The organism is Micromonospora sp. NBC_00330, assembly GCF_036136635.1.
GTDB lineage: Bacteria > Actinomycetota > Actinomycetes > Mycobacteriales > Micromonosporaceae > Micromonospora > Micromonospora salmantinae.
On sequence record NZ_CP108012.1, the window covers coordinates 7,019,869 to 7,043,489 of the forward strand.

The 23,621-nt window shown below is 72.9% G+C and carries 21 protein-coding genes; 12 read left to right on the forward strand and 9 right to left on the reverse strand.

Annotation, left to right across the window (positions count from 1 at the left end; all coding sequences use genetic code 11):
- Window positions 1-29: 29 nt before the first annotated feature.
- From OG598_RS32120 to OG598_RS32135, 4 genes are all read left to right on the forward strand, one after another.
- Entirely contained in the window at window positions 30-3,491 is a 3,462-nt protein-coding gene (locus OG598_RS32120) for an SCO7613 C-terminal domain-containing membrane protein (RefSeq protein WP_328652305.1), read from the forward strand.
- A 136-nt stretch (window positions 3,492-3,627) separates the two neighbouring features.
- On the forward strand, window positions 3,628-4,677 hold the full coding sequence (locus OG598_RS32125) for a fatty acid desaturase family protein (protein WP_328652306.1): 1,050 nt from the start codon (window positions 3,628-3,630) through the stop codon (window positions 4,675-4,677).
- Window positions 4,678-4,861: 184 nt separating this feature from the next.
- Complete coding sequence (locus OG598_RS32130; protein WP_328652307.1) at window positions 4,862-5,155, forward strand: 4a-hydroxytetrahydrobiopterin dehydratase; 294 nt, start codon at window positions 4,862-4,864, stop codon at window positions 5,153-5,155.
- Entirely contained in the window at window positions 5,152-6,306 is a 1,155-nt protein-coding gene (locus OG598_RS32135; RefSeq protein WP_328652308.1) for an FHA domain-containing protein, read from the forward strand. The genes OG598_RS32130 and OG598_RS32135 overlap by 4 nt, the downstream gene beginning before the upstream one ends.
- Window positions 6,307-6,359: 53 nt before the next feature.
- Here OG598_RS32135 and rocD read toward each other — a convergent pair whose 3' ends face one another.
- From rocD to OG598_RS32150, 3 genes are all read right to left on the reverse strand, one after another.
- On the reverse strand, window positions 6,360-7,574 hold the full coding sequence (gene rocD, locus OG598_RS32140) for an ornithine--oxo-acid transaminase (protein WP_181539483.1): 1,215 nt from the start codon (window positions 7,572-7,574) through the stop codon (window positions 6,360-6,362).
- Window positions 7,574-8,389, reverse strand: coding sequence for a dimethylargininase (ddaH, locus tag OG598_RS32145; RefSeq protein WP_181518433.1), 816 nt, complete (start codon window positions 8,387-8,389; stop codon window positions 7,574-7,576). The genes rocD and ddaH overlap by 1 nt, the downstream gene beginning before the upstream one ends.
- Before the next feature lie 344 nt (window positions 8,390-8,733).
- Complete coding sequence (locus OG598_RS32150) at window positions 8,734-9,633, reverse strand: thrombospondin (protein WP_328652309.1); 900 nt, start codon at window positions 9,631-9,633, stop codon at window positions 8,734-8,736.
- A 396-nt stretch (window positions 9,634-10,029) separates the two neighbouring features.
- On the opposite strand from OG598_RS32150, the gene OG598_RS32155 reads away from it, so the two are divergent.
- On the forward strand, window positions 10,030-10,839 hold the full coding sequence (locus OG598_RS32155; protein ID WP_328652310.1) for an Fpg/Nei family DNA glycosylase: 810 nt from the start codon (window positions 10,030-10,032) through the stop codon (window positions 10,837-10,839).
- A gap of 169 nt (window positions 10,840-11,008) precedes the next feature.
- On the opposite strand, the gene OG598_RS32160 is transcribed toward OG598_RS32155, so the two are convergent.
- Window positions 11,009-11,890 carry an aminoglycoside phosphotransferase family protein gene (locus OG598_RS32160; RefSeq protein ID WP_328652311.1) on the reverse strand — a complete coding sequence of 294 codons (882 nt, stop codon included), beginning with the start codon at window positions 11,888-11,890 and terminating at the stop codon, window positions 11,009-11,011.
- Between the two features lie 99 nt (window positions 11,891-11,989).
- Here OG598_RS32160 and OG598_RS32165 point away from each other — a divergent pair, with 99 nt between their 5' ends.
- The 4 genes from OG598_RS32165 (at window position 11,990) to OG598_RS32180 (ending at window position 15,714) form a co-directional block, all read left to right on the forward strand.
- Window positions 11,990-12,841 (forward strand): LLM class flavin-dependent oxidoreductase, encoded by an 852-nt coding sequence (locus tag OG598_RS32165; protein ID WP_328652312.1) that lies wholly within the window; start codon window positions 11,990-11,992, stop codon window positions 12,839-12,841.
- Window positions 12,838-13,263, forward strand: coding sequence for a nucleoside deaminase (locus OG598_RS32170; RefSeq protein ID WP_328652313.1), 426 nt, complete (start codon window positions 12,838-12,840; stop codon window positions 13,261-13,263). The genes OG598_RS32165 and OG598_RS32170 overlap by 4 nt, the downstream gene beginning before the upstream one ends.
- A gap of 235 nt (window positions 13,264-13,498) precedes the next feature.
- Window positions 13,499-14,764: an AGE family epimerase/isomerase gene (locus OG598_RS32175; protein ID WP_328652314.1), complete on the forward strand. Its 1,266-nt coding sequence runs from the start codon at window positions 13,499-13,501 to the stop codon at window positions 14,762-14,764.
- A complete protein-coding gene (locus OG598_RS32180) occupies window positions 14,761-15,714 on the forward strand; it encodes a carbohydrate kinase family protein (protein ID WP_328652315.1) in 954 nt (317 codons plus the stop codon). Before OG598_RS32175 ends, OG598_RS32180 begins: the two co-directional genes overlap by 4 nt.
- A 95-nt stretch (window positions 15,715-15,809) precedes the next feature.
- Here OG598_RS32180 and OG598_RS32185 read toward each other — a convergent pair whose 3' ends face one another.
- The 3 genes from OG598_RS32185 to OG598_RS32195 all read right to left on the reverse strand — a co-directional run bounded on the left by OG598_RS32185 (window position 15,810) and on the right by OG598_RS32195 (window position 19,390).
- Window positions 15,810-16,778 carry a LacI family DNA-binding transcriptional regulator gene (locus OG598_RS32185; RefSeq protein ID WP_328655497.1) on the reverse strand — a complete coding sequence of 323 codons (969 nt, stop codon included), beginning with the start codon at window positions 16,776-16,778 and terminating at the stop codon, window positions 15,810-15,812.
- A 72-nt stretch (window positions 16,779-16,850) separates the two neighbouring features.
- Window positions 16,851-18,230, reverse strand: a complete 1,380-nt coding sequence (locus tag OG598_RS32190) for an FAD-dependent oxidoreductase (protein ID WP_328652316.1) — start codon at window positions 18,228-18,230, stop codon at window positions 16,851-16,853.
- A gap of 23 nt (window positions 18,231-18,253) precedes the next feature.
- Entirely contained in the window at window positions 18,254-19,390 is a 1,137-nt protein-coding gene (locus tag OG598_RS32195; RefSeq protein ID WP_328652317.1) for a carboxylate-amine ligase, read from the reverse strand.
- Window positions 19,391-19,551: 161 nt separating this feature from the next.
- On the opposite strand from OG598_RS32195, the gene OG598_RS32200 reads away from it, so the two are divergent.
- From OG598_RS32200 to OG598_RS32210, 3 genes are all read left to right on the forward strand, one after another.
- Window positions 19,552-19,845, forward strand: a complete 294-nt coding sequence (locus OG598_RS32200; protein ID WP_328652318.1) for a DUF6412 domain-containing protein — start codon at window positions 19,552-19,554, stop codon at window positions 19,843-19,845.
- Window positions 19,846-19,947: 102 nt separating this feature from the next.
- Complete coding sequence (locus OG598_RS32205; protein ID WP_328652319.1) at window positions 19,948-20,703, forward strand: YidC/Oxa1 family membrane protein insertase; 756 nt, start codon at window positions 19,948-19,950, stop codon at window positions 20,701-20,703.
- A gap of 63 nt (window positions 20,704-20,766) precedes the next feature.
- The gene (locus OG598_RS32210) at window positions 20,767-22,152 is read left to right on the forward strand and encodes a chitinase (RefSeq protein WP_328652320.1); all 1,386 of its coding nucleotides are present in this window, start codon (window positions 20,767-20,769) and stop codon (window positions 22,150-22,152) included.
- A gap of 51 nt (window positions 22,153-22,203) precedes the next feature.
- Here OG598_RS32210 and OG598_RS32215 read toward each other — a convergent pair whose 3' ends face one another.
- On the reverse strand, window positions 22,204-22,875 hold the full coding sequence (locus OG598_RS32215; protein ID WP_328652321.1) for a DedA family protein: 672 nt from the start codon (window positions 22,873-22,875) through the stop codon (window positions 22,204-22,206).
- 70 nt (window positions 22,876-22,945) lie between these two features.
- Window positions 22,946-23,560 (reverse strand): DUF1349 domain-containing protein, encoded by a 615-nt coding sequence (locus tag OG598_RS32220; RefSeq protein ID WP_328652322.1) that lies wholly within the window; start codon window positions 23,558-23,560, stop codon window positions 22,946-22,948.
- Window positions 23,561-23,621: the final 61 nt, after the last annotated feature.

The window sequence follows — 23,621 nt, forward strand, 5'->3', positions numbered from 1 at the left end:
CACCCCGGTCGGTTGTCGATGATGACCGGGTGGACGACACCCGTTACCCCTGCCCCGCCTGCGGTGCTCCGGCCGATCTGAGCGCCGGTTGCTCCGGCTGCCGCCGCGCGCCCGACCCGATCGCCGCTGAGGTGGTTCGGCTGAGCCGGGAGGTCGCCGAGCTCGAGCCGCAGGTGGAGCGGGCTCGCCGCACGTACACCGAGCTGGCCGGACGGCTGTCGACAGTGTCCGGGCGGCGGGCCGAACTGGCCGCTGTCGTCCGCGCCGGGTTGGCTTCCTCGGTCGTGGCGCGCCCGGCGCCTGTCGTCGCCCCGACGCCGTTCATCGGCCCGGGCCCCGGGGTCGCGACGGGTTCGCGCCCGGGCGCTGCGGAAACCTCCACCCGGACGGTCCAGGGTCTGCTCTTCGTCCTCGGTGGACTCCTGCTGGGCACCGCGGCGGTGGTGTTCACCGCTGTCGCCTGGGCGGCGGTGGGGGTCGCAGGGCGGGCGTTGATTCTGGTGGCGTTCACCGCGCTCGCGCTGGGCGTACCGCTGCTGGCGGTCCGCCGGGGGTTGCGCGGTACGGCGGAGACGTTCGCCGCTGTGGGGTTGCTGCTGGTGGTGCTGGACGGTTACGCGGCCTGGTCGGTGGACCTGGCTGGCGTGGCCGGCTGGCCGGGCAGCCGGTACGCCGCGCTGGTCGGGGGGGCCAGCGCGGCGGTCGCCGTGGCGTACGGCCGGTGGAGCGGGTTGACGGGGCCCTGGTTCGCCGCCCTGGTGGCTGCTCAGCCGGTGTTGCCGCTGCTCGCCGCCGAGGCGGGGCTGGGTGCGGCGGGGTGGGCGTTGGTACTGCTGGGGGTGGCGTTGCTGAACCTGGCCGTGCTGGCGGCGTTGCGTGGTCGGGGAGGGGCGGCGCAGCTCGTCGGCCGGGTGTTGGCCGGCGCCGGTCACGTCGCCGCGCTGGTGGGCGCCTCGGCGTGCGCTGTGGTGCCGCTGGTCGGTGGGCGGGCGGGGGGCTCGCCACTGCTGGCCGGGGTGCCGCTGCTGCTGGTCGCGCTGACCGGGTTCGGTGCGGCCTGGCTCGTCGGGGGGCGGGCGCTGCGGGCGGTGGCGGCCGGGCTGCTGGTGCCGGTGCTCGCCGCCGCCCTGCTGCGTCCGGTGGCGGAGCTGCGGCCGTCAGTGCTGTTGCTCGCGGCGGCGGCGGTGGCGCTGGGGACGGCCGCCGCCGTGCGGCTCCTGCCGGCGGCGGTGGACGGTGGCGGCGGTTGGCGGACCGGTCCGCGGGCCGGCGCGCTGGTCGTCGCGGCGGGCACGGCGCAGGTCACCGTGTTGATCACCATCGGGCTGGCGGTCGCCGCGGTCGGCCGGTCGCTGCCGCCCTGGGGCGGGGCGGGGACGGGGCCGGACCTGCGCTGGGGTTGGCAGCTGGCACCCGCGGTGGCGCTGGCGATCGGCGCCACTGTGCTGCTGCTCCCTCGGAACACGCGTGCGGTGCTCGCCACGGCCGGTGCGATGACGGTACTGCTCGCCGTACCTGCCGGCTGGACGGCCTCCTGGCCTCAGGCGGTGCCCATCGACCTGGTCGGCGGGGTTGCGCTGCTGCTCGCCGTGCTGGCCCGCCCGAGCACCCCGTCGGTCGCCCTGCGCACCCGTGCGCTCGGCGCTGCCGTCCTGCTCGGGCACGGGCTGCTCGTCGCCCTGGCTGCCCCGAGCGGTGCCCTGGTGGCGCTCGGCGTGCTCGCCGTGGTCGGGCTGGCACTGGCCGTCCGACGGGGGGCCGGCGCGTACCGGGAGGTGGCCGGTGTGGGTCTGCTGGTCGGGCAGCTCGCGCTGCCCGGGATCGCGGCGGTGGCGATGTTCGCCGCGGGCGGGCCGCCCTGGTGGCAGGCCCGGCTCGCGCTGGCCGCCGCCGGGCTGTCGCTGGTCGCGGCGCTCGCGGCCCGCCGCCACCGGGTGGAGCTGATCGGGTACGCGGTGACCGGCGCCGTCGTGGCGGTGGCGGTGCCCGGCCTCGCGCCGCTGGTCGGGGCGGGCGACGAGCCGCTCGCGCCGTACGCGGCGCTGGCCGCGCTGGGTGTCGCATTTCTCGCCTGCTGGCTGCCGTCGGCGAGCGCCTCCGGCCAGGCGGCCCTCGCGGACCGGCCGGCCGCCGACGGGCGCGAGTCGGCCCGGGCGGCACTGTTGCTGGCGGCCGGCGGAACGCTGGCGGCGGTCGCCGTCCTGGCGGCCCTGCCGACGGTGCTGACCGCGCTCGGGTCGCCCTACGGCGGCGGGAACCGGGTGTGGTCGGGGGTGCCCTTTGTCGTCGCCGACCCGACGGTGCTCCCGGTCGGGTTCGCGCTGGTAGTGCTGGCGGTGGCCGGCGCGCTGGCCGGTCGACGGGTCGGCCTGGCGGTGCCGCTGGCGCTGCCGTTCGTCGCGGCGGCGCTGCCGGTGCTGCTCATCGCGATCGGAGCGCCGTGGCCGGTGCTGCCGGCCGCCGTTCTGCTCGCCGGCCTGGCGGCTCTGCTGTTCACCGCGCTGGCCGCCGCCCGACCGGCGCTCACACCGGTCGCCGTGCCGGTGGGCGTGGTGCTGGTGGCCTCCGGTGTGCTCGGTCTGCTGGCCACCCGGGCCGGGATGCTCGCCGCCGAGGGGGCGCTGCTGGTGGCGGCGGCCGCGGTCGCCGTTGGGGCGCGCCGGTTCGAGGTACGGGTCGCCGGCTGTCTCGCCGCCGTGGGCGCGGCGTCCGCGTTGGCGGTGACCGCCCCGCTCGCCGGTGGGTTGCCCTTGCGGGCTGCCACGTACCCACTGTTGGCGGTGGCCGCGTTGGTGCTGGCCGCCGCGGCGGTCACCCCGGCGCGGGTCCGGCTGGGACTGGTGCTGGACGCCGCCGCGCAGGCCGTCGTGCTGGTGGCGGCGGTGCTCGCCGTCGAGGCGGCGCGGCACCTCGCCACCGTCTGCGTGCTCTGGGGAGTCGCCGTGGCGCTGCGGCTGCTGCGCCGGGGTGAACCGACCGGTCGGCGGTGGGCGTTCGCCGGGATCGCCGCCGGCAGCGAGCTGCTCGGGGCCTGGGTGCTGCTGGCCGCCGGTGGGGTGACGGTGCTGGAGGCGTACACCCTGCCGGCCGCGGCGCTCGCCGTCGGAGCGGGTCTGCTGGCGCTGCGCACCCGGCCGGGGCTGACCAGTTGGCCGGCCCTCGGCCCGGGGCTGGTCGCGGCGTTGCTGCCCAGCCTCGTGTCGGTGCTGGCCGGGGCGGACCCGCAACCGTGGCGGCGACTGCTCCTCGGCGTGGCGGCGACCGGCGCGGTGCTGGCCGGCGCGACCCGCCGATGGCAGGCGCCGGTGCTGCTCGGCGGCGGGGTGCTGACGCTGTTGGCGCTGCACGAGGTGGCCCGGGGGTGGGATCTGCTGCCCCGGTGGATCTACCTGGGGGTCGGTGGGCTGGCGCTGGTCGGGCTCGCCGCCACCTACGAGCGGCGTCGACGTGACCTGGCTCGACTGCGCGCCGCGGTGGGCCGACTGAGCTGAGTCGAACCAGTGGGGGTAGGGCCTGCCCTACCCCCCATTCGGGGGTTGTCGGGTTTCCTCAGGGCTACCCCGATCGGGACACTTGACATTAAGCCCGAACCACCCCGGTACGGGCGCAAGCGGAACGGGAGCAGCGATGGCGCTCGGAGCGGTGGCGGAACCGCCGGTACGACGGCGAGGCAGTGACTACGCACAGTTGTCCCGACGGATCAGCCAGGCGGGCCTGCTGGAGCGGCGCCCCGGCTGGTACGTCACCCGCATCGTGCTCACCCTCGGTGCGTTCGTGGCCGGCTGGGTGGCCGTGTTCCTGCTCGGCGACTCCTGGTGGCAGCTTCCGCTCGCGGCCCTGATGGCAGTGGCCACCACCCAGGTCGCGTTCCTCGGTCACGACGCCGGGCACCGCCAGATGTTCCGTCGGCGTGGCCCCAGCGAGTTGGTGGGGCTGCTCGCCGGCAACGTGGCGGTGGGGATCAGCTACGGCTGGTGGGTCGACAAGCACAACCGGCACCACGCCAACCCGAACCACGAGGACGAGGACCCGGACGTCGGCGCGGGGGCGCTGGTGTGGACGCCCGAGCAGGCGTTGGAGACCCGGGGGTTCGGCCGTTGGATGGCTCAGCGGCAGGCGTACTTCTTCTTCCCGATGCTGCTGCTCGAGGGCCTGAGCCTGCATGTGGCGAGCATCCGGGCGATCGTCGGCCGGGAGAACGGCAAGTACGCCGTCCCGATGCGGCACCGGGCGGTCGAGGCGGCGTTGCTCGTCGCGCACACCGCCGCCTACGTGGCGCTGCTGTTGGCGGTCATGTCCCCGGTCAAGGCGCTGCTCTTCGCGGTCGTGCACCAGGCGCTGTGGGGCCTCTACATGGGCTGCGCGTTCGCGCCGAACCACAAGGGCATGCCGATGCCGACCGCCGAGGACGAGCTGGACTTCCTGCGTAAGCAGGTGCTGACCTCCCGCAACGTGCGCGGCAGCCGTTTGGTGGACACCACGCTCGGCGGTCTCAACTACCAGATCGAGCACCACCTCTTCCCGAACATGCCCCGCGCCAACCTGCGCCGGGCCCAGCCGATCGTCCGCGCCTACTGCGTCGAGCAGGGCATCCCGTACGCGGAGACCGGGCTGGTCGAGTCGTACCGGCAGGCGCTCGGTCACCTGCACGAGGTGGGTCGGCCGCTGCGCGGCTGAACGGAAACGGCCGCTGCGCGGCTGAACGGAAACGGCCGCTGCGCGGCTGACACGACATTGATCGGCGGGGCGGCATCTGATGATGCCGCCCCGCCGTCGCGTCCGGCCGGCACCGCTCGCCGGAGACCCTGGACTCGAGGGAGCGCTTCCGGTCAGCGAGCCGCCCCACCGGTAGGGTCTGGTCATGGCAGACCTGCTCACCGCGGACGCGGTGCGAGAAGAGCTGAGCCGGTTGCCCGACTGGTCGGGTGATCCGACCGGCATCGGTCGTACCGTCCAGCTCGGCAGTTTCCCGGTGGCCATCGCTGTGGTGGACCGGGTGGCGACGGTGGCCGAGGAGCTCGACCACCATCCCGACATCGACATCCGATGGCGGACCCTGACCTTCCGCTGTGTCACGCACTCGGCCGGTGGGATCACCCACCGGGACATCGAGCTGGCCCGGCGAATTGACGACATCGTCCGGAGTGCGGCATGAGATTCGAGATCAGCAAGGTTCTGGATGCCATCGAGGGTCGGGTCTGCACGGACCCGTCACTGGCCCGAGCCGTTGTCGACCTGGCCGAGGTGATCCGCTACCAGGACATCGACGGTGGCCGACCGGCCAGCCTGCTACGCCTCGGCATGGTCATCGACGCGCTCTCCCGTGAGCTGGAGGAGGACAGCGTCCAGGTCTACGCGGTGGTGCACCGGGCGTTGCTCTCCGACGCCGACCTCACCTCGAACGAGCGGATGGTCGTCCGCCGCTGGGCCGACGACGGGCTCGTCGAGGTGCTCGACAACCCGGGTGACCGGATGTTGGAGGTCGCGGACCTGCTCGGTCTGCCGGTGCTCAGCCGGGTCCGCTTCGACGGCTTGCGCGGTCGGTTCCCCTGGCTGGTCGAGCAGCCCGGTCGGGTGGTCGCGCCGGTGCCGGGCGCCGGCGGGCCGGTGTTCATCGCGCACGTCGGTGGTGGGCACTCGCCGGTGGCCGGCAAGCGGTCGCCGACCGGCGTCAAGCTGCTGGCCCGCCAGTGGCGCTGCCCGGAGTCGGGCTGCGCTTTGTTCGGCGGCGGTGGCGGGGGTGGCGCGTTCGCCGACCTGGCCGGGGGTGCCGACCGCAGCCCCGCGGCGCAGCCGCCGCCCGCGCTGCGCAACGGCGTGCCGACCTGCCCCCGACACGGGGTACGGCTCGGTGACGCCGGCCCGCGTCCGCGTACCGAGGTGCTCGCGGTGCGCGTCGGCGGCCTGGTCCGGCGGCGGTTCGTGCTCAGCGAGGAGCAGCCGATCGTGGCCGGCCGGGCGCCCGAGCAGGACGGCGGGATCATGCTCGGTCAGTGGCTCAACGACGAGGCCCGGCGCTGGATCAGCCGTGGTCACGTCCACTTCGAGCTGCGCGTCGGCGAGGTCATCGTGACCGACGTCAGCACCAACGGCTCGGGCATCCGCCCGGCCGGTTCGATGACCGAGTCCGACCGGATCCCGCTGGCGCCGCAGCAGTCCCGGGTGCTGGGGGAGAACGACATGGTGGAGCTGTACCCGGGGGTGCAGATCGGTCGGGCCGAGGAGCTGCCCACCGGTGCCCCGTTCACTCCCACCTCGGTGATGGCAGAGGCCCCGACGATGGCCATGCGCCTGCCCCGCCCCTGACGGCAAAGGCGGGCGTCGGAACCCCGACGCCCGCCTTTCACCACGTTCCCGGGTCAGCCGGCAAGCACCTCGGCCAGCTGGGTCACCGCCAGGTCGATCTCCTCCTCGGTGATCACCAGCGGCGGGGCGAGCCGGATGGTGGAGCCGTGGGTGTCCTTGGCGAGGACTCCGCGCGCGGCGAGCCGCTCACACGCCTCCCGACCGCTCATCAGCGCCGGGTCGATGTCCAGACCGGCCCACAGGCCACGGACGCGCACCCCGACGAGACCCTTGCCGAGCAGCCCTTCCAGGCCGGCCCGCAGCCGCTCACCCAGCTCGGCCGAGCGGCGCTGGAACTCGCCGGTGGCCAGCAGCCGGACCACCTCGATCGCCACCGCGCAGGCGAGCGGGTTGCCGCCGAAGGTGGAGCCGTGCTGGCCGGGCTTGAGCACGCCGAGCACGTCGGCGTTCGCGGCCACCGCGGAGACCGGCACGATGCCGCCGCCGAGCGCCTTGCCGAGCAGGTACATGTCCGGCACGACGCCCTCGTGGTCACAGGCGAAGGTCGCTCCGGTACGCCCCAGACCCGACTGGATCTCGTCGGCGATGAACAGCACGTTGCGTTCGGTGCAGACCTGGCGTACGCCCGGCAGGTAGCCCTCCGGCGGCACCACCACGCCCTGCTCACCCTGGATCGGCTCCAGCAGCACGGCCACCGTGTTCTCGTCGATCGCGGCGGTCAGCGCGGCCAGGTCGCCGTACGGCACGACGGTGAAACCCGGGGTGTACGGCCCGAAGTCGGCGCGGGCGTCCTCGTCGGTGGAGAAGCTCACGATGGTGGTGGTCCGCCCGTGGAAGTTGCCCTCGGCGACCACGATGTTGGCCTGCCCGGCGGCCACGCCCTTGACCTGGTAGCCCCACTTGCGGGCCACCTTGATCCCGGTCTCCACCGCCTCGGCGCCGGTGTTCATCGGCAGCACGAGGTCCTTGCCGCACAGCTCGGCCAGCTCCCGGCAGAAGTCGGCGAACTGGTCGTGGATGAACGCCCGGCTGGTCAGCGTCAGCCGGTCCAGTTGGGCGTGCGCGGCGGCGATCAACTGCGGATGCCGGTGACCGAAGTTCAGCGCGGAGTAGCCGGCCAGGCAGTCCAGGTAGCGGCGGCCGTCGACGTCGGTGAGCCAGGCGCCCTCGGCGGACGAGATCACCACCGGCAGCGGGTGGTAGTTGTGCGCGGTCCAGCGCTCGGCGTCCCGGACCGCTCCCGGCGTACGCAGCTTGTCATCCACTATCACTTGCTTGCCTTTCCCTGACGGAGTCGCAGCGTGCAGCACTTCGGTCCGCCGCCGGCCTTACGTAGCTCGGACAGGTCGACCCCGATGGTTTCGTAGCCCCGGTCGCGCAGCTTGGCGGCCAGGTCGGTGGCCTGCGCGGGCAGCACCACGTGCCGCCCGTCGCTGACCGCGTTCAGCCCCAGCACCTCGGCGTCGGCCATGGTGGCGTGCACCGCGTCGGGGAAGAGCCGGCGCAGCACCGCCTGGCTGCCCGGGGAGAACGCCTCCGGCAGGTACGCCACGGTCCGCTCGTCGAGCACTGTCAACGCGGTGTCCAGGTGGTAGAAGCGCGGGTCGACCAGTTGCATGGTGATCACCGGGTAGCCGAAGACCTCCTGCAACTGGGCGTGTGCGGCGTGCGCCGTGCGGAAGCCGGTGCCGGCCAGCAGGTGGTCACCGGCCAGCAGGACGTCGCCCTCGCCCTCGTTGACGTGCTTCGGGTCGTACATCTCGAAGCCGGCGGCCTCGAACCAGGCCCGGTACGCGGGCGCCTCGTCGGCGCGCTGCGGGTCGCGGAACTGCACGGCCATCGCCTTGCCGTCGATCACGGTGCCGCCGTTGGCGGCGAAGACCATGTCGGGCAGGCCGGGCACCGGAGTGATCTCCTCGACGGTGTGGCCCAGGTCAAGGTACGTCTGGCGCAGCTGCTCCCACTGGCGGACGGCCAGCGCGGCGTCGACCGGCGCGCTCGGGTCCATCCAGGGGTTGATCGCGTAATCGACGGCGAAGTACGTCGGCCGGCACATCAACAGGCGCTGGCTGGTGGCGTCCATCGTCATTGTCCTGCTCCCAGGGGTCGGGCGCGCCCGGCCACCGTGGCCCACGGGCTGGCGCCGTTGCTCAACGGTATGCGGGGTCAGCGGCAGGATCCACCACCGAGAGTTGCGCAGACCGAAGATTCGTTGCGTCTGGGAATGCTGGAACTGCGAATCGTTGCGTTGGGGGCCAACCGGGGCGGGGCTCGTGTTTCGGGCCAGGCCCCGGACACACTTCAGGGGCGGCGAACCGCCGCCCCTGAAAGGGTGTCGCCCGGCCGGTGAACCACCGGATGGGATCGGGCTGCCGGCGAACCGCCGGCTGTTCGCCGGTGCATCACCGGCGAGCGGAACAGTGCCCGCTAGAAACGATCCACAAACTGTGAGTCGAGCCACTCCCGGAAGCGCTGCACCCAGTCGCCGTCGGTGGTCGGCCAGTCGAACTGGCCGGTCATCGCGAGCACTCCGATCACGACAGCGGCCAGCCCGATCAGCACGCCGAAGAGCGCGTCGGTCTTGCCGGCGACGTGCCGACGACGGGTGGCCATCAGGCCGAGGACCGCGAGCACCGCACCGAACGCGCCGAGCCCGATGCCGTACCCGGCCAAGGTCCCGGTCAGCACGAACATCGCGCCGGCGACCGAGACGATCAGGCCGAGGGTGGCGAGCAGGCTGGCCCGCGGCTTCGGGCCACGCGTCACCGGCGGCTCGGGGGTGTCCACGCCCGGGGTCGGGTCGACCGGCCGGTCCGTGGTGACCCGGTCCGTGGTGTCGGGCCGACGGGTGGTGCTGTCGAGGTCGGCGTCCCGCTCGGCGGCGCGTGCCGTGGTCGGGGCGACGGTGGGCCGGGACTCGGTCTCCACAGTGTGAGCGGTGCGGGGCTCGGGTGTGACCGGGCTGGACGCGCCGCTCACCGGCTCGGGTGCGACGGGGCGGGTCGTGCCGTTCACCGGCTCGGGTGCGACCGGGCGGGCGGTGCCCCGCGGCTCGGTCTCCGCCGGTCGCCCGGTGGCGGCTCGGGCAACCGCCGCCCGCTCGTTGGCCCGCCGCTCGGCCTCACTGGTCTGACCGCCGGTCGCGCCGGCGCTGCGGTACGTCGTCTGGTCGGCGTCCCGGTCGGTGACCACCGGGCGGCCGACGCCGTCGTCGGACTGACCGGTCTCGGTGACCGCTGTGTCGCGGCCGTCCACGCGGCCGTCGAGGTTCTCGTCCCGCGTCGGTGCCGGCTCGGACCGGCGGGACAGCGAAGGAATCCTGACCACTACACACCTCCTGATGAATGCGTGGTGGCCGACGGAAAGGGTGGCACCCACGCGGTGTCGGCCCTCAAATACCCACCTGGGCGTTTCCTGACACCAATCCTGGGTACGGACGCCGAGACCGGCCTTGACCGGCCTTGACCGGCCTTGACCGGCCTCGCCGTCTGGCCCTGCCTCGGCCCGGCCCCGCCGCTCGGCCCGGCCTCGGCTCGGCCTCGGCCCGGCTTGGCGTTGATCGACTCGGTTTCCTGGAAGTCGCGGTGTCCCGTCTCCGTGGACACCCCGGTTTCCTGAAACCCGAGTCGATCACCCCGGCGGGGACCGGGCCGATCGGGGCGGCGGCGGGCCCGAGCCGATCAGCGCGGGCCGGTCGGGTGGGGCTGGCTATCCTTGGCACCTGTGCCAGAGGGACACACGATCCATCGCCTGGCGGCCCGGCACGCCGAGCTGTTCGCCGGGGACAAGCTGCACGCCGCCAGCCCGCAGGGCCGCTTCGCCGAGGGCGCCGCCCGGCTCTCCGGGACCGTGCTGGAGGGCACCGAGGCGTACGGGAAGCACCTGCTGCACCACTACGCCGGCGAGCTGACGTTGCACGTACACCTCGGGTTGTACGGCAAGTTCACCGACGGGCCGGGGGAGCCGCCGGAGCCGGTCGGTCAGGTGCGACTGCGGCTGGCCAGCGACAGGCACTGGCTCGACCTGCGCGGGCCGACGGCCTGTGAGCTGCTCACCCCGCCCGAGGTGGCCGCGCTGCGGGACCGCCTCGGGCCGGATCCGTTGCGCGCCGACGCCGACCCGGAGCTGGCGTACGCCCGGATCGCCCGCAGCCCCACCCCTCTCGCCGCGCTGTTGCTGGACCAGTCGGTGGTGGCCGGCACCGGTCTGATCTTCGTGACCGAGGCGCTGTTCCGGGCGGGACTGCCGCCCACGATGCCCGGCCGACAGTTGAGCAGGACCGGTTGGGACGCGCTCTGGGCCGACCTGGTCGTCTTGATGCGGCTCGCGGTCGGGCAGGGCCGGATCGACACGGTCCGCGACGCGCACCTGCCGGAGGCGATGGGCCGGCCGGCGCGGGTGGACCGGCACGGCGGCGAGGTGTACGTCTACCGCCGCCCGGGAGCACTTTGCCACGTCTGCGGCACCGAGGTCAGTCGCGGCGAACTGGCCGGCCGCAACCTGTACTGGTGCCCCACCTGCCAGACCACCTAACCCGCCCACCCCGCGCCCCCGCGCCCCGCGCCCCCCAACCCCATCTCGCGCCGATCTTGCAGTTTCTGTTGTCGAGATGAGTGGATATGCGCAGTAGGTCGGGACAGAAAGTGCAAGATCGCGGGAGCGGGGGTCGGGCAGCACCACCCCGTGATCGCCGAGCCGGGCCTCAGTCGGTGTCGAGCAGCCAGCGGACCACTTCGATCTTCTCGGGGAAGACCGTCTCGTCGGCGACGCTCCAGGACAGCGTGTGCCCGATCGTCCAGCCCCGGACCCGTTCCCGGTCCAGGCCCAGTTCGGTGCTGAGCCGGTGCAGTCGATGCCGGACGGCGTCCGGCGAGTGGCCCAACTCCGGGCCGCGCACCATCGGCACTACCGAGAACTCGCGTTCCCCGATCAGCGGCTTCGGGTCGATCGCCAGCCACGGCCCTCGGCCGGCTGCGAGCGTGTCGGCGGCGAGGATGTTGCCGGCGTGCAGGTCCTGGTTGACCAGCACCTGCTCGCCCTGGCTCGACGCCAGGCCGGTGAGCAGGTCGAGCGCCGCCTCCAGCAGCCGTCGCTCGTACGGCCGGCCGGCCCGTTCCCACGACCGGGGCATCCGGTCGATCCAACCGGCGGCCTCCTGTGCCAGCGGAGTGAACGGCGTGCCGGCCGGTCGCCAGAGCCGGGGGAGCAGTCCGACCAGCACGTCCAGCGCTCGGTCCGGCGGAAGGTCGTGCAGCGGGGTGCCGGGCTGGCAGCGTTCGAGCAGCAGGGCACGCCGCCCGGGGTCGTGGGCGAGCAGACGGATCGCCGCGTCACCGTCCCAGTGGGCCAACGCGTCGGCCTCGTGCCGGCTCTCCTCGTCGGGGTACTGGAGCTTCAGCACCGCCGCCGTACCGTCGGGCAGGTGGACGGGAAGCGCCAGTGACGCGTACGCCTGCCGGAAGGGCGGGCCGACCCGCAGTGACCAGCGCTCGGCGCATTCGTTCAGCCACGTCGGGAGTGCGGCCAGCCAGGCACGACCGGCCTGTGATCCGCGTACCCAGTCGAGTCCCTCGGGCAGATCCATCCGGCGCTCCTGAGTCGTGCGGCGATTCGTGCCGGCTGCCAGCTGATTCAGCCGGGCCACGGCGTTCACACGCCGGTCCACAGTGGCTAGCGTGGACGGGTGCAGATTGGTGTGAACGTACCGAACTTCGCTCCGGGCACCGACCCCGACGTGCTGCGTCGGTGGGCGCAGACGGTGGAGGGTCTCGGCTTCGACCTGTTGATGGTCTCCGATCACATAGTGGTGACCCCGGACGTGGCCGAGCAGTATCCGGCGCCGTTCTACGAGCCGTTCACCACGCTGTCCTGGCTGGCCGGCGTGACCAGTCGGGTTCGGCTGGGCACCACTGTGCTCATCGTCCCGTACCGGCACCCGCTGCTCACGGCCCGGATGGCGGCGAACCTCAACCGGCTCAGCGGCGGCCGGCTCGTCCTCGGTGTCGGCGTCGGCTGGGCCCGGCAGGAGTTCGAGGCGCTCGGCGTGCCGTTCCGGCAGCGCGGCGCACTGACCGACGAGTACCTGCACACCATGCGCGAGGCCTGGCAGGACACCGACGACTACGACACGGCGGCGATCCCGATCTGGGTCGGTGGCAACAGCGAGGCCGGCATGCGGCGCGCGGTACTGCTCGGTGATGCCTGGCACCCGCTGCGGGTCACGCCGACACGGCTGGCCGAGGCGGTCGGACGACTGACGGACATCGCCGACGAGCTGGGTCGCCCGGTGCCCGCGTTGGTGCCGCGGATCGCGCTCCAGGAGACCCGAGAACCGATCACCGACCCGGACCGCCTCGCTGGTGTCGGCACCATCGATCAGATACTCGGCGACCTGGACAAGCTTCGTGCGCTCGGCGCGGAGACGGTGGTGCTGGACCCGTTCAACGACGACCTGACCGAGATCCGCCAGCCCGAACGCGCCTGGCGGACCCTTGCGGCAGTGGCCGCACATCACGCAACCCAGGAGGACCGATGACCCCGGACGACGAGAAGTTTCTCCGCCACGCAGTGGAAATCGCCAGGCGGGCGGGAGCTTCCGGCGAACGGCCGTTCGGCTCGTTGCTGGTCGACGCGGCCGGCGTCATCCTGATCGAGGACCACAACACAGTGGTGTCCGACGCGGACATCAGCGCCCATCCGGAGTTGAAGCTGGCCCGCTGGGCGGCTCGGGAACTCTCCCCCGAGGTGGCCGCCGGCACCACGATGTTCACGAGTTGCCAGCCCTGCTCGATGTGTGCGACGGCGATCGACCGGTCCGGCCTCGGGCGGGTGGTGTACGCGCTGTCCACCGAACAGTTCGAGGAGGTCAAGCCGGCCACCCCGCCGCTGCCCCCGGTCCGCTACGAGGGGCCGGCGCTGTTCGACGAGGCACGCCAGCCGATCGACGACTACTACTGATCGAAGCTGCCCCGGGGCGGTGTGACGCAGCCGGAATTGACAGTCGGCCGGCTGCCGGAGCAGGGTTGAGCGGTGACAACGATGTCAACGGGCAAATGGGAGGAAAAGCCTCCCGCCGCGTGCCGGCCCTGGCCAGTCGATTCGTGGCGTACCGTTGGCGGTTTTGCGGCGCGGACCCGGTCCGTCGCCGATCCTGGCCGTATGTCCCTTTCCTACCCGACGGTGACCAGCTGAGATGACCGACGTGCCCCGACCCGACGCCGTAACGACCCCCACTCCGGCGGGGTCACCAGACCTGCCCGATCTGGACGAGTTCCTCGTCGACCAGACCCGGACGCTGCTCGACACCGCCCGCCGCTCGGTCCGGCCCGAGGGCGGCTTCTGGTGGCTCACCGACGACCGCACCCCGGATCGCGGCGAACCGATCCACACCTGGATCACCTGCCGGATGACCCACGTGGCCGCCCTCGCCCACCGCAACGGCGACCCGGACGCCGCCGTCCTGGTGGACCACGGGATCGCCGCGCTCAGCACGCTGCTGCGTGACGACCGGTACGGCGGCTGGTTCGGCGCGGTGGACCAGCAGGGAGTGCCGGTCAACGACCGCAAGGCCGGCTACGACCACGCGTTCGTCCTGCTCGCCGCCTCCAGCGCCGCGCGCGCCGGACGGCCCGGGGCGGACCGGCTGCTCGCCGACGTGCTGGCCGTCGTGCGGGACCGGTTCTGGGACGACGACGCCGGCGCGGTCCGCGAATCGTGGAACCGGGACTGGACGGTCACCGAGGACTACCGGGGCGCCAACAGCAGCATGCACATGGTCGAGGCGTTCCTCGCCGCTGCCGCCGCCACCGGCGACCCGAGCTGGGCCGACCGGGCCCTGCGGATCGCCACCCACCTCGTGCACGGTGAGGCGGCCCGACACGACTGGCGGCTGCCCGAGCACTTCACCACCGACTGGACGCCGCTGCCCGACTACAACCGGGACCAGCCCGCCGACCCGTTCCGGCCGTACGGCTCCACTATCGGGCACTGGCTGGAGTGGGCCCGGCTGCTGCTGGAGTTGGAGGCGGTGCTGCCGCAGCCACCCCGCTGGCTGCTCGCCGACGCCCGCACCCTGTTCGCCGCCGCCGTGCGTCGTGGCTGGGCGGTCGACGGCGCGGACGGCTTCGTCTACACCATCGACTGGGACGACCGGCCGGTGGTGCGCTCCCGGATGCACTGGGTTCTCGCCGAGGCCATCGGCGCGACGATCACCCTGCACCGCCGTACCGGGGACACGGTCTACCTCGACTGGTACCGGGTCTTCTGGGCGTACGCCCGCCGCAGTCTCATCGATCAGACCGGATGGCGGCACGAGTTGGACGCGCAGAACCTGCCCGCCGACACGGTCTGGCACGGCCGACCGGACGTCTACCACGCCTACCAGGCGGTACTGCTGTCCCGCGCGGCCGACGGGCTCGGCGGCCCCGGCCCGCTCGCACCGGGGGAGGTGACCGCGTGATCGTCGTCGCGGGTGAGGCGCTGATCGACCTCGTCGTCACCGCCGAGGGGCAGCGGGCCGTGCCCGGCGGCTCCCCGGCGAACGTCGCTGTCACCCTGGCCCGGCTCGACCAGCCGGTACGGCTGCTGGCCCGACTCGCCAGCGACGAGTACGGACGGCAACTCGTCGAGCATCTGAGCGCCAACCGGGTGGACCTGGAGTGGGCGGTACGCGCCGAGGAACCCACGTCGGTGGCCGTGGCCACCCTGAACGCCGCCGGGCAGGCCAGCTACGAGTTCCGGCTGGCCGGCGCGGCCGACTGGCAGTGGACGCCACAGGAGCTGCCCGAGCTGGCCGGCTCACCGGCGATCGCGTTGCACACCGGGTCCCTCGCGCTCGCGTTGGCACCCGGCGCGGACGCGCTGGAGGGCCTGCTCGCCCGGGAACGCCAGCGCGACGGGCTCACCGTCTCCATCGACCTCAACCTGCGCCCGAGCATCGTCACCGATCGGGCGGCGGAGCAGGAGCGGGTACGCCGGCAGATTCGCCTCGCGCACCTGGTCAAGGCCAGCGACGAGGACCTGGCCTGGCTCTACCCGGACCGTTCGGTGGCCGACGTGATGACCGAATGGCGTACGGCCGGTGTGTCCTGCGCCGTGGTGACCCGGGGCGGGGACGGCGCCTGGCTGCTCGCGCCCGACGGCTCGCTGCACGAGGAGCCGGCGGTCCGCACCACGGTGGTCGACACCGTCGGCGCGGGCGACTCGTTCACCGGTGGCCTGCTGGCCGCGCTGGCCGACCTCGACGCGCTCGGCGACCGGCCGGCCGACCGGCTCGCCGCGGTGACCCCGCAACAGTGGGCGGAGGTGCTTCGACAGGCCGCCACGGTGGCCGCACTGACCTGCGCCCGCCGAGGCGCCAACCCACCAACCCGCGCCGAGGTAGCGAAACTCCTGAGCCCCGCAAGCTGAACCGCGGCCCCGCCGATCTTGCACTTTCTGTTGCGACAAAACGCGCACAACACGCAAGTCGACGACAGTAAGTGCAAGATCGCGGGGAGAGGGGGTCAGGCCAGGCCCCGCCTCAGGAGTCTGGTGGGGAGGACCGTCGTTGACGGGGGAGTGTCGTCGCCGGCTATTCGTTGGAACAGCCGCTCGGTGGCGACCCTCGCCAGCTCCCTCGTGTCGTACGCGACGACGGTCAGCGGTCGAGGCATCAGGTGGGCCAGCTCGAAGTCGTCGAAACCGACCAGCGCGGCGTCACTGCCCCGGCGGTGCAGCTCCTGCAGCGCGCCGACGGTGAGCCGGTTGTTGGCGCAGAAGAACGCGGTGGGCGGCTCCGGAAGGTCGAGCAACGCGGCGACCGCCCGGCCGGCCTCCTCGGGAGCGATGAGCCGCTCACGGATCAGCGACTCGTCCGGCTCGACCCCGGCGGCGTCCAGCGCCGCCCGTGCCCCGGCCAGCCGCTCCCGCATCGTGGGCACGCTCGGCGCGCCGAGCAGCAGCCCCACCCGTCGGTGTCCCTCGTCGAGCAGCGCGCTCACCCCGGCGTGGCTGCCGCCCCGGTTGTCCAACAGCACGGCGTCGGCTTGCAGCCCCTGCGGCGGCCGGTCCAGGAACACCACAGGCATGCCCAGCTCGACCTCGCGACGCAGGAACGAGTGGTCGAGGCCCGCCGGCACCACCAGCAGGCCGTCGACCCGGCGCTGGGTGAAGTCCTGGAGCAGGGCCCGTTCCCGCTCCGGGTCCTCCTCCGACGAGGCGGTGATCAACATGGTGCCGTGGGCCGCGGCGATCTCGGCGGCGACGCTGGCGATGGTCGCGTAGAACGGGTTGGCGATCTCCTCGATCAACAGCCCGACGGTGGCGTTGAGCTGCCGGGAGCGCAGGTTACGAGCGATGTCGTTGCGCCGGAAGCCTAGCTCGGCGATGGCGGCCAGCACCCGGCCGACCAACTCCTGCCCCACCGGCTCGTCGTTGACGACCCGGGAGACCGTCTTCAGGCTGACGTCGGCCCGCCGGGCCACGTCGACCATCGTGGGACGCCGACGCACGGTCGGCCGGGTCGGGGTCTGGGTCACGGGGTGGTCCTCCACGGCGGGCGCGGGTCAACGGTCGAGGGCGGTGAGCGCGTCGACCGCTTTTCGGGCGGCGATGAGCACCGGATCCCAGACCGGCGCGTACGGCGGAGCGTAGCCCAGGTCCAGCTGCGTCATATCGTCCACCGTCATGCCGTTCCACAGCGCCACGGCCAGCGAGTCGATCCGTTTGGCCGCCTCGGACCATCCGACGATCTGCGCGCCGAGCAACCGCCCGCTGGGGCGCTCGGCGATCAGCTTGACGGTCATCGGCCGGGCACCCGGGTAGTAGCCGGCCCGGTTGGTCGACTCGGCGATCACCGAGACGAACTCGAAGCCGGCAGCCGTGGCGTCGCGCTCGCGCAGACCCGTCCGACCCACCTCCAGGTCGCAGACCTTCGTCACCGCCGTGCCGATCACGCCCGTGAAGGTGGCGTACCCGCCACCGATGTTGATCCCGGCGACCCGGCCCTGCTTGTTGGCGTGCGTGCCGAGCGGCACGTGCACCGGCAACCCGCTGACCCGGTGCAGGGTCTCCACGCAGTCACCGGCCGCCCAGACCCCGGGATGCCCGGGCACCCGCATCCGCCGGTCCACCCGGATCGCGCCGGTCGGCCCGAGGGGCAGCCCGGCCGCCTCCGCGAGCGCGGCGTTGGGGCGTACGCCCAGACCCATGACCACGACGTCGGTCGGGATTGGCCCCTCGGCGGTGACCACGGCGGACACCCGGCCGTCCCGCTCCTCCAGGCCGGTCACCGGCAGGCCGCCGCGGATCGTGATGCCGAGGCCGCGCATCGCCTCGGCGACCAGCTCGCCCATGTCGCTGTCGACAGTCGACATGGGCTGCTCGCCGGCCTCCACCAGGGTCACCGAGAGGCCGCGTTGGATGAGGGCCTCGGCGATCTCGACGCCGATGTACCCGCCGCCGACCACCACGGCCCGGCGCGGCTGCGGGTCGGCGTCCAGCCAGTCGCGTAGCGCCGCACCGTCGTCGAGGGTCTGCATGCCGAACACGCCGCCCGCGTCGGTGATCGCCCACGACGGTTTCACCGGCACCGCGCCGGTGGCGTACATCAGGTCGTCGAAGCGCTCGCGGACCTCGCCGCCGCCCTTCAGGTCCCGGGCCACCACCTCGCGGCGTTCCAGGTCGATGGCGGTGACCTCGTGGCGCATCCGGACGTCCATCGCGTACTCGGTGCGGAACGTCTCCGGGGTCCGGGCGATCAACGCCTCGGGGCCGGGCACCAGGCCGCTGATCCAGTACGGGATGCCGCACGCCGAGTAGGAGGTGAAGTGGCCCCGCTCGAAGACCACGATCTCCAGGTCGCCACTGTCACGGCGGCGTCGGGCCTGGGACGCCGCCGACATTCCGGCGGCGTCCCCGCCGATGACGATCAGCCGTTGCGTCACGGGTTCATCCTGTCACGCGGTGATCAGCCGCGGGTCTGCCGTGCGACGTCCTGCACCACGTCGGTGAGTCGGCCGGTGCGCTCGAACACCGCACGCTGCCGCGCCGCGCCGCTGCCGTGCCGGCGCAACCCACCCAGCAGGTCGGTCACCTCGGCCCAGTCGCCGTGCTCCTCCAGCGCCGGCCGCATCCGCTCCACGAACCGGTCCAACAGCTCCCACGCCGGCCGCAGCTCACCGTTCGTGACGTCGACGGCCTCGCCTTCCAGGCCGTCATGGGCGGCCCGCCAGTGCGCGCCGACCAGCAGGTGGTGGTCGGTCTGCAACGCCGGCCGGCCGGCCTCGACATCCGCCATGGCGGTGGCCACCAGCGCCCGGACCAGCGCGGCGACCAGCACCGCGTCGTCCACCGACGGGCAGACGTCGCCGATCCGCAGTTCCACGGTCGGGTACTTCGCCGACAGGCGGGCGTACCAGTAGAGCATCCCCTCGTCGAGCATCACTCCGCTGGAGATCAACTGGCGGATCAGCCGCTGGTAGTGCTCGTGCGACTCCAGGAACGGCGTCGGCGCGACCGACGGCCAGCGCTCCCACTCCACCGAGCGCCAACTGGCGTAGCCGGTGTCCTCGCCCCGGGAGAACGGCGAGTTGGTGGTCACCGCGTGCAGCATCGGCAGCCATGGCCGTACGTGGTTGAGCACCTGCACGCCGGTGTCCGGGTCGGGCACCCCCACGTGCACGTGCATTCCGTTGTTGCCGGGGCCGGGGACGAGCAGCCGGAACCGCTCGATCATCCGGTCGAAGCGGGGCTTGTCCACCACTGGCGGCACCGGGCCGTCCACCGGGCCGGTGCCGATGGCGAGCAGACGTACGCCGGCCCGCTCGGCGGCGTCGGAGAGCGCCCGACGCAGTACGCCGAGGGAGTGCCGGATCGACGAGAGTTCCAGGCCGGGCGGGCTGCCGATCTCGATCTGACTGGTCTGGAACTCCCGCTCCACCTGTCCGCGAAGTTCGGCCGGCACCTGCTCCATGACCAGGTCCACGGCCGGCACCGCGGCCCCGGTGTGCGGGTCGACGAGCAGGAACTCCTCCTCGACACCCACGGTGAGCAACCCGGTCGCCGCAGCCATGTCGCCGGGCGCCTCCGCCACCTGACCCGTCATCACATCACCCGTCCGTTCCTACCGTGAGCGGTCCGTCCGCGTCGGTCCGCCGTTGGTTACCCAACGTGGCGATGCCGGGAAACGTGGCGGCGACCCGGCGTACTCGGGGCGGCCCGCCGAATTCGGCCGGGCGACGTGACGGCGGGTCCTATGCTGAGCCCGTGCCGGTGCTGCTGGGCTATGTCGGGGTCGCGTGGATGTCCGCGTTCGCCCAGCTCACTCTGCTCGCGGGCCGACCGGTCGACCTGCTGGCGGGCGCCGCGATGACCGCCCTGGTGCTGCTCGCGGTGGTGCTGGCGGCCCGGGTGCACGACCGGGCGGGCGCGCCCGGTGCCGGGCCGCGGTCGGCCGGGCTGCGGGCCCGCTCCCGAAGCCGGCGGATGCCTCGCCAGATCGACCCGGATGCGGCCGGTCGTCCCCGTCCCCGTGCTCCGGGGGACCCCTGCGCCGCGTAGCGCCTCGCCGCCGCGCGGCCGATCCCGCCGTCACCGGCCCCCCTTGCTGAGCGGATACCGCCCGGGGGAGGGCCTCACCGGAATCGGACCGAGGGGTTTCCCATGCTTGCCTTCGCACCACTGCACGACGCTGTCGCCGCTGCCGGCAGCGCGCTGTCCTGGCTCACCGAGCTGCTCGAACCACTGGCCGGCGGCGGAGCGACCGCCGCCGCCATCGTGCTCTTCACGATCGCCGTCCGCCTGCTGATCTCGCCGCTGACCGTCGCGCAGGTTCGCGGCGAGCGGCGCCGCGCGGCGCTCGCCCCACAGGTGCGTGACCTCCAGAAGCGGTACGCGGACGACCCGGCGACGCTTCAGCGCGAGGTGTTCACGTTGTACCGCGAGGCCGGCGCGAACCCGATCGCCGGCTGCCTGCCGCTGCTCATCCAGGCGCCGTTCCTGCTGGTGCTGTACCGGTTGTTCAGTACCAGCGAGGGTGGTACCGGGTTGCTGGACGAGCGGTTGGCCGGCGTGCCGCTGGGTCACCATCTCAGCGACGGGCTGGCCGGTGCGGCCGGACCGCTGTTCGGCGTACTGCTTGTGGTGTTGCTGGTGGTGGCCTGGTGGTCGTCCCGGCGGGCCCGCCGTGCGTCGGCGGCGGTGGGCACTGTGGCCGGTACGCCGACCGAGGGGCCGGGGGCGGCCACGCTCGGCCGGTTGCTGCCCCTGCTGCCGTTCACGACGGTGCTGGTGGCGCTGGTGCTGCCGCTCGCCGCGGTGATCTACCTGGTGGCGACGAGCGTGTGGTCGGCTCTTGAGCAGGCGGTGCTGCGCCGCCCGCAGGCGGTCCCGACGCGCCCCCTGGACAGAAACAGTTAACTGTCTTAATAATTGGCAGCAACGTTGACGTCCATAAATGCCCGTCCGGGCCCGGAGGGTCGCATGAAACGCTCCAGATCCCTTGTCCTGTCCCTCGTCGCCGCCCTCGCGGCGACACTCGGCGCGGCCTGGGTGGCGCTGCCCGCGTACGCCGCCGGCGCCACCGCCAGCTTCGTCAAGACCGCCGACTGGGGCTCGGGTTGGGAGGGGAAGTACACCATCACCAACGGCGGCAGCTCGACCGTCAACGGCTGGAGCCTCGCCTTCGACCTGCCGTCCGGCACCACCCTCGGCAGCTACTGGGACGCGTTGCTCAGCTCGTCCGGCCAGCGGCACACCTTCACCAACCGATCCTGGAACGGCGCGATCGCCCCGGGCGCGTCGGTCTCCTTCGGCTTCCTGGCCAGCGGCTCCGGCTCACCGAGCGGCTGCCAGCTCAACGGCGCGTCCTGCGGCGGCGGCACCCCACCCACCACGCCGCCACCCACCACGCCGCCACCGACGACGCCCCCGCCGACCACCCCACCGCCGACCGACCCGCCCACCGGTGGGTTGCCGAAACACCTGCTCACCGGTTACTGGCACAACTTCGACAACCCCGCCGTCGAGCTGCGGCTACGCGACGTCCCGGCCGAGTACGACCTGGTGGCGGTCGCCTTCGCCGAGGCCACCGCGACCCCCGGCGCGCTCACCTTCGGCGTCGACCCCGGGCTGGCCGCCGCGCTCGGTGGCTACACCGACGCGGACTTCACCGCCGACGTGCGCACCCTGCACAGCCGGGGCAAGCGGGTGATCCTCTCCGTCGGTGGTGAGACCGGCCGGGTCACGGTGAACAACACCGCGTCGGCCACCGCGTTCGCCGACACGGCCGCCGCGTTGATCGCCCGGTACGGCTTCGACGGGATCGACATCGACCTGGAGAACGGGCTCAACCCGACGTACATGGCGCAGGCGCTGCGCGCGCTGCGGGCAACTGTCGGGTCGGGGCTGATCATCGCGATGGCGCCGCAGACCATCGACATGCAGAACCCCGCCGGCGGCTACTTCAAGCTGGCGCTCGACATCAAGGACATCCTCACCGTCGTCAACACCCAGTACTACAACTCCGGTGCGATGCTCGGCTGCGACCAGAACGCCGCGTACGGCCAGGGCACAGTGAACTTCATCGTCGCGTTGGCCTGCATCCAGTTGGAGGCCGGGCTGCGCCCCGACCAGGTCGGCCTCGGCCTGCCCGCCGGAGCGGGGGCCGCCGGCGGCGGCATCGTCGCGCCCAGCGTGGTCAACGCCGCCCTGGACTGCCTGGCCCGGGGCACCAACTGCGGCAGCTTCCGCCCGCCGCGCACCTACCCCGGCATCCGGGGCGCGATGACCTGGTCGGTGAACTGGGACGTCAGCAACGGCAACGGCTTCGCCAACACTGTGGGCCCGCACCTGGACACCCTGCCCTGACCGCGCTCGCCGGCGTCCGGTCCGGACGCCGGCGGTCGGCGGTAAAGCGGATCAGCGACCGGCGGTCACCGACCGCCGGTCGCCGCGGTCCCGACGCTTACGAACCTTGCGGATCACCCAACTGGCCACCATCACGACGAAGACCGCGACGATCGCGTAGTTGAACCAGTCGCTGTAGCGCTCGACGTCCTGCCAACGGCTCCCGAGCGCGTAACCGGCGCCCACGATGAGACCGTTCCATACCCCGCTGCCGATGGTGGTGAGCAGGATGAACTCACCCAGCGGCATCCGGTTGGCCCCGGCCGGCACGGACACCAGGCTGCGGACCACAGGCACCACCCGACCGATCAGCACCGCCCACCGACCGTGCCGCTCGAACCACTTGTCGGCCTTCTCCAGGTCGTCGCTGTCCACCAACGGAATGTGGTCCAACCAGCGCTTGAGCCGTTCCTCGCCCAGCGCCGCGCCCAGCCAGTAGAGCACCAACGCGCCGACCAGCGAGCCGACCGTCGCGGCCAGCACCACGAGGAAGACGTTGAACTTGCCCTCGTGCGCCAGGAAACCGGCGAGCGCCAGCACGATCTCGCTGGGGATCGGCGGAACGATGCTCTCCAGCGCCACCAGCAGCGCCACTCCGACCGGACCCATCGTCTCGATCACCGTGGCCACCCAGCCGGTCAACCCGGTGAACTCGGACGGGTCGCCAGCCTGGGCGTACGCCATGGGTCGTCCTTCCGGTCGGCTGTCGGGGATCGGAGGGTCATACCCAGCAGGCCCCGACCTACACCTGCGCTCAGTGCTCCGGGTGCAGCGCCGTGTCCGCCGGACCCTGCCGCCAACCGGTGAACACCACGGTCAGGCCGGCGCGGGACGGCGCGCAGCAGAACGGGCCCGCGAGGGCATCGACCGTCGGGTCCAGCGGGGCGAGGCGGACCAGTCGCCACGGCTCGTCGTCGACGCGGGCGCGGACGGTCAGCGCGTCGCCGGCCCGGCTGACCCGGACGGTCACCTCCCGGCCCGCCCACTCCGGCACCGGCCCCACCGACCAGTCGGAGAACTCCCGGGTCACCACCGCGCCGAGCTGCGCCTCGCCGTCGCTCACCTCCACGCCGGCCTTGGTCCAGGTGCGTTCGTCGACGCGGACGAACGCGCCGGCCTGGTCGAACTGCGCCGAGAAGTCGAGCCGGAAGCTCACCTCCATGGCGGCGCCCACCGGCAGCGGCGCCAGCAGGGCCGGGCCGTTGTCGTGCACGAAGCCGTAGCTGGTCCGCCGCCAGAAGTCGCTCTCCGCCGCCGGCTCGACGACCAACTCACCGGCCGGGCCCTCCTCGACGCGTACCGGCGGGTGCAGCCAGCTGCCCCGGGACCAGTCCAACAGTTCGCTCGGCGGTACGAGGTCGTTCTCCATGGCGGCACGGTAACCAACACCGCCCCGCGCCCGCCGCGCGCCGCCTGCCGGACGGGGTTTG

What these genes read in the sequence shown, in the direction of transcription:
- OG598_RS32125 (WP_328652306.1), top strand. Translation starts at nt 3,628, where the DNA reads ATGGCGCTCGGAGCGGTGGCGGAACCGCCGGTACGACGGCGAGGCAGT.
- OG598_RS32130 (WP_328652307.1), top strand. Translation starts at nt 4,862, where the DNA reads ATGGCAGACCTGCTCACCGCGGACGCGGTGCGAGAAGAGCTGAGCCGG.
- OG598_RS32135 (WP_328652308.1), top strand. Translation starts at nt 5,152, where the DNA reads ATGAGATTCGAGATCAGCAAGGTTCTGGATGCCATCGAGGGTCGGGTC.
- ddaH (WP_181518433.1), bottom strand. Translation starts at nt 8,389, where the DNA reads ATGGACGCCACCAGCCAGCGCCTGTTGATGTGCCGGCCGACGTACTTC.
- OG598_RS32160 (WP_328652311.1), bottom strand. Translation starts at nt 11,890, where the DNA reads ATGGATCTGCCCGAGGGACTCGACTGGGTACGCGGATCACAGGCCGGT.
- OG598_RS32170 (WP_328652313.1), top strand. Translation starts at nt 12,838, where the DNA reads ATGACCCCGGACGACGAGAAGTTTCTCCGCCACGCAGTGGAAATCGCC.
- OG598_RS32175 (WP_328652314.1), top strand. Translation starts at nt 13,499, where the DNA reads ATGACCGACGTGCCCCGACCCGACGCCGTAACGACCCCCACTCCGGCG.
- OG598_RS32185 (WP_328655497.1), bottom strand. Translation starts at nt 16,778, where the DNA reads ATGGTCGACGTGGCCCGGCGGGCCGACGTCAGCCTGAAGACGGTCTCC.
- OG598_RS32195 (WP_328652317.1), bottom strand. Translation starts at nt 19,390, where the DNA reads ATGACGGGTCAGGTGGCGGAGGCGCCCGGCGACATGGCTGCGGCGACC.
- OG598_RS32205 (WP_328652319.1), top strand. Translation starts at nt 19,948, where the DNA reads ATGCTTGCCTTCGCACCACTGCACGACGCTGTCGCCGCTGCCGGCAGC.
- OG598_RS32210 (WP_328652320.1), top strand. Translation starts at nt 20,767, where the DNA reads ATGAAACGCTCCAGATCCCTTGTCCTGTCCCTCGTCGCCGCCCTCGCG.
- OG598_RS32215 (WP_328652321.1), bottom strand. Translation starts at nt 22,875, where the DNA reads ATGGCGTACGCCCAGGCTGGCGACCCGTCCGAGTTCACCGGGTTGACC.
- OG598_RS32220 (WP_328652322.1), bottom strand. Translation starts at nt 23,560, where the DNA reads ATGGAGAACGACCTCGTACCGCCGAGCGAACTGTTGGACTGGTCCCGG.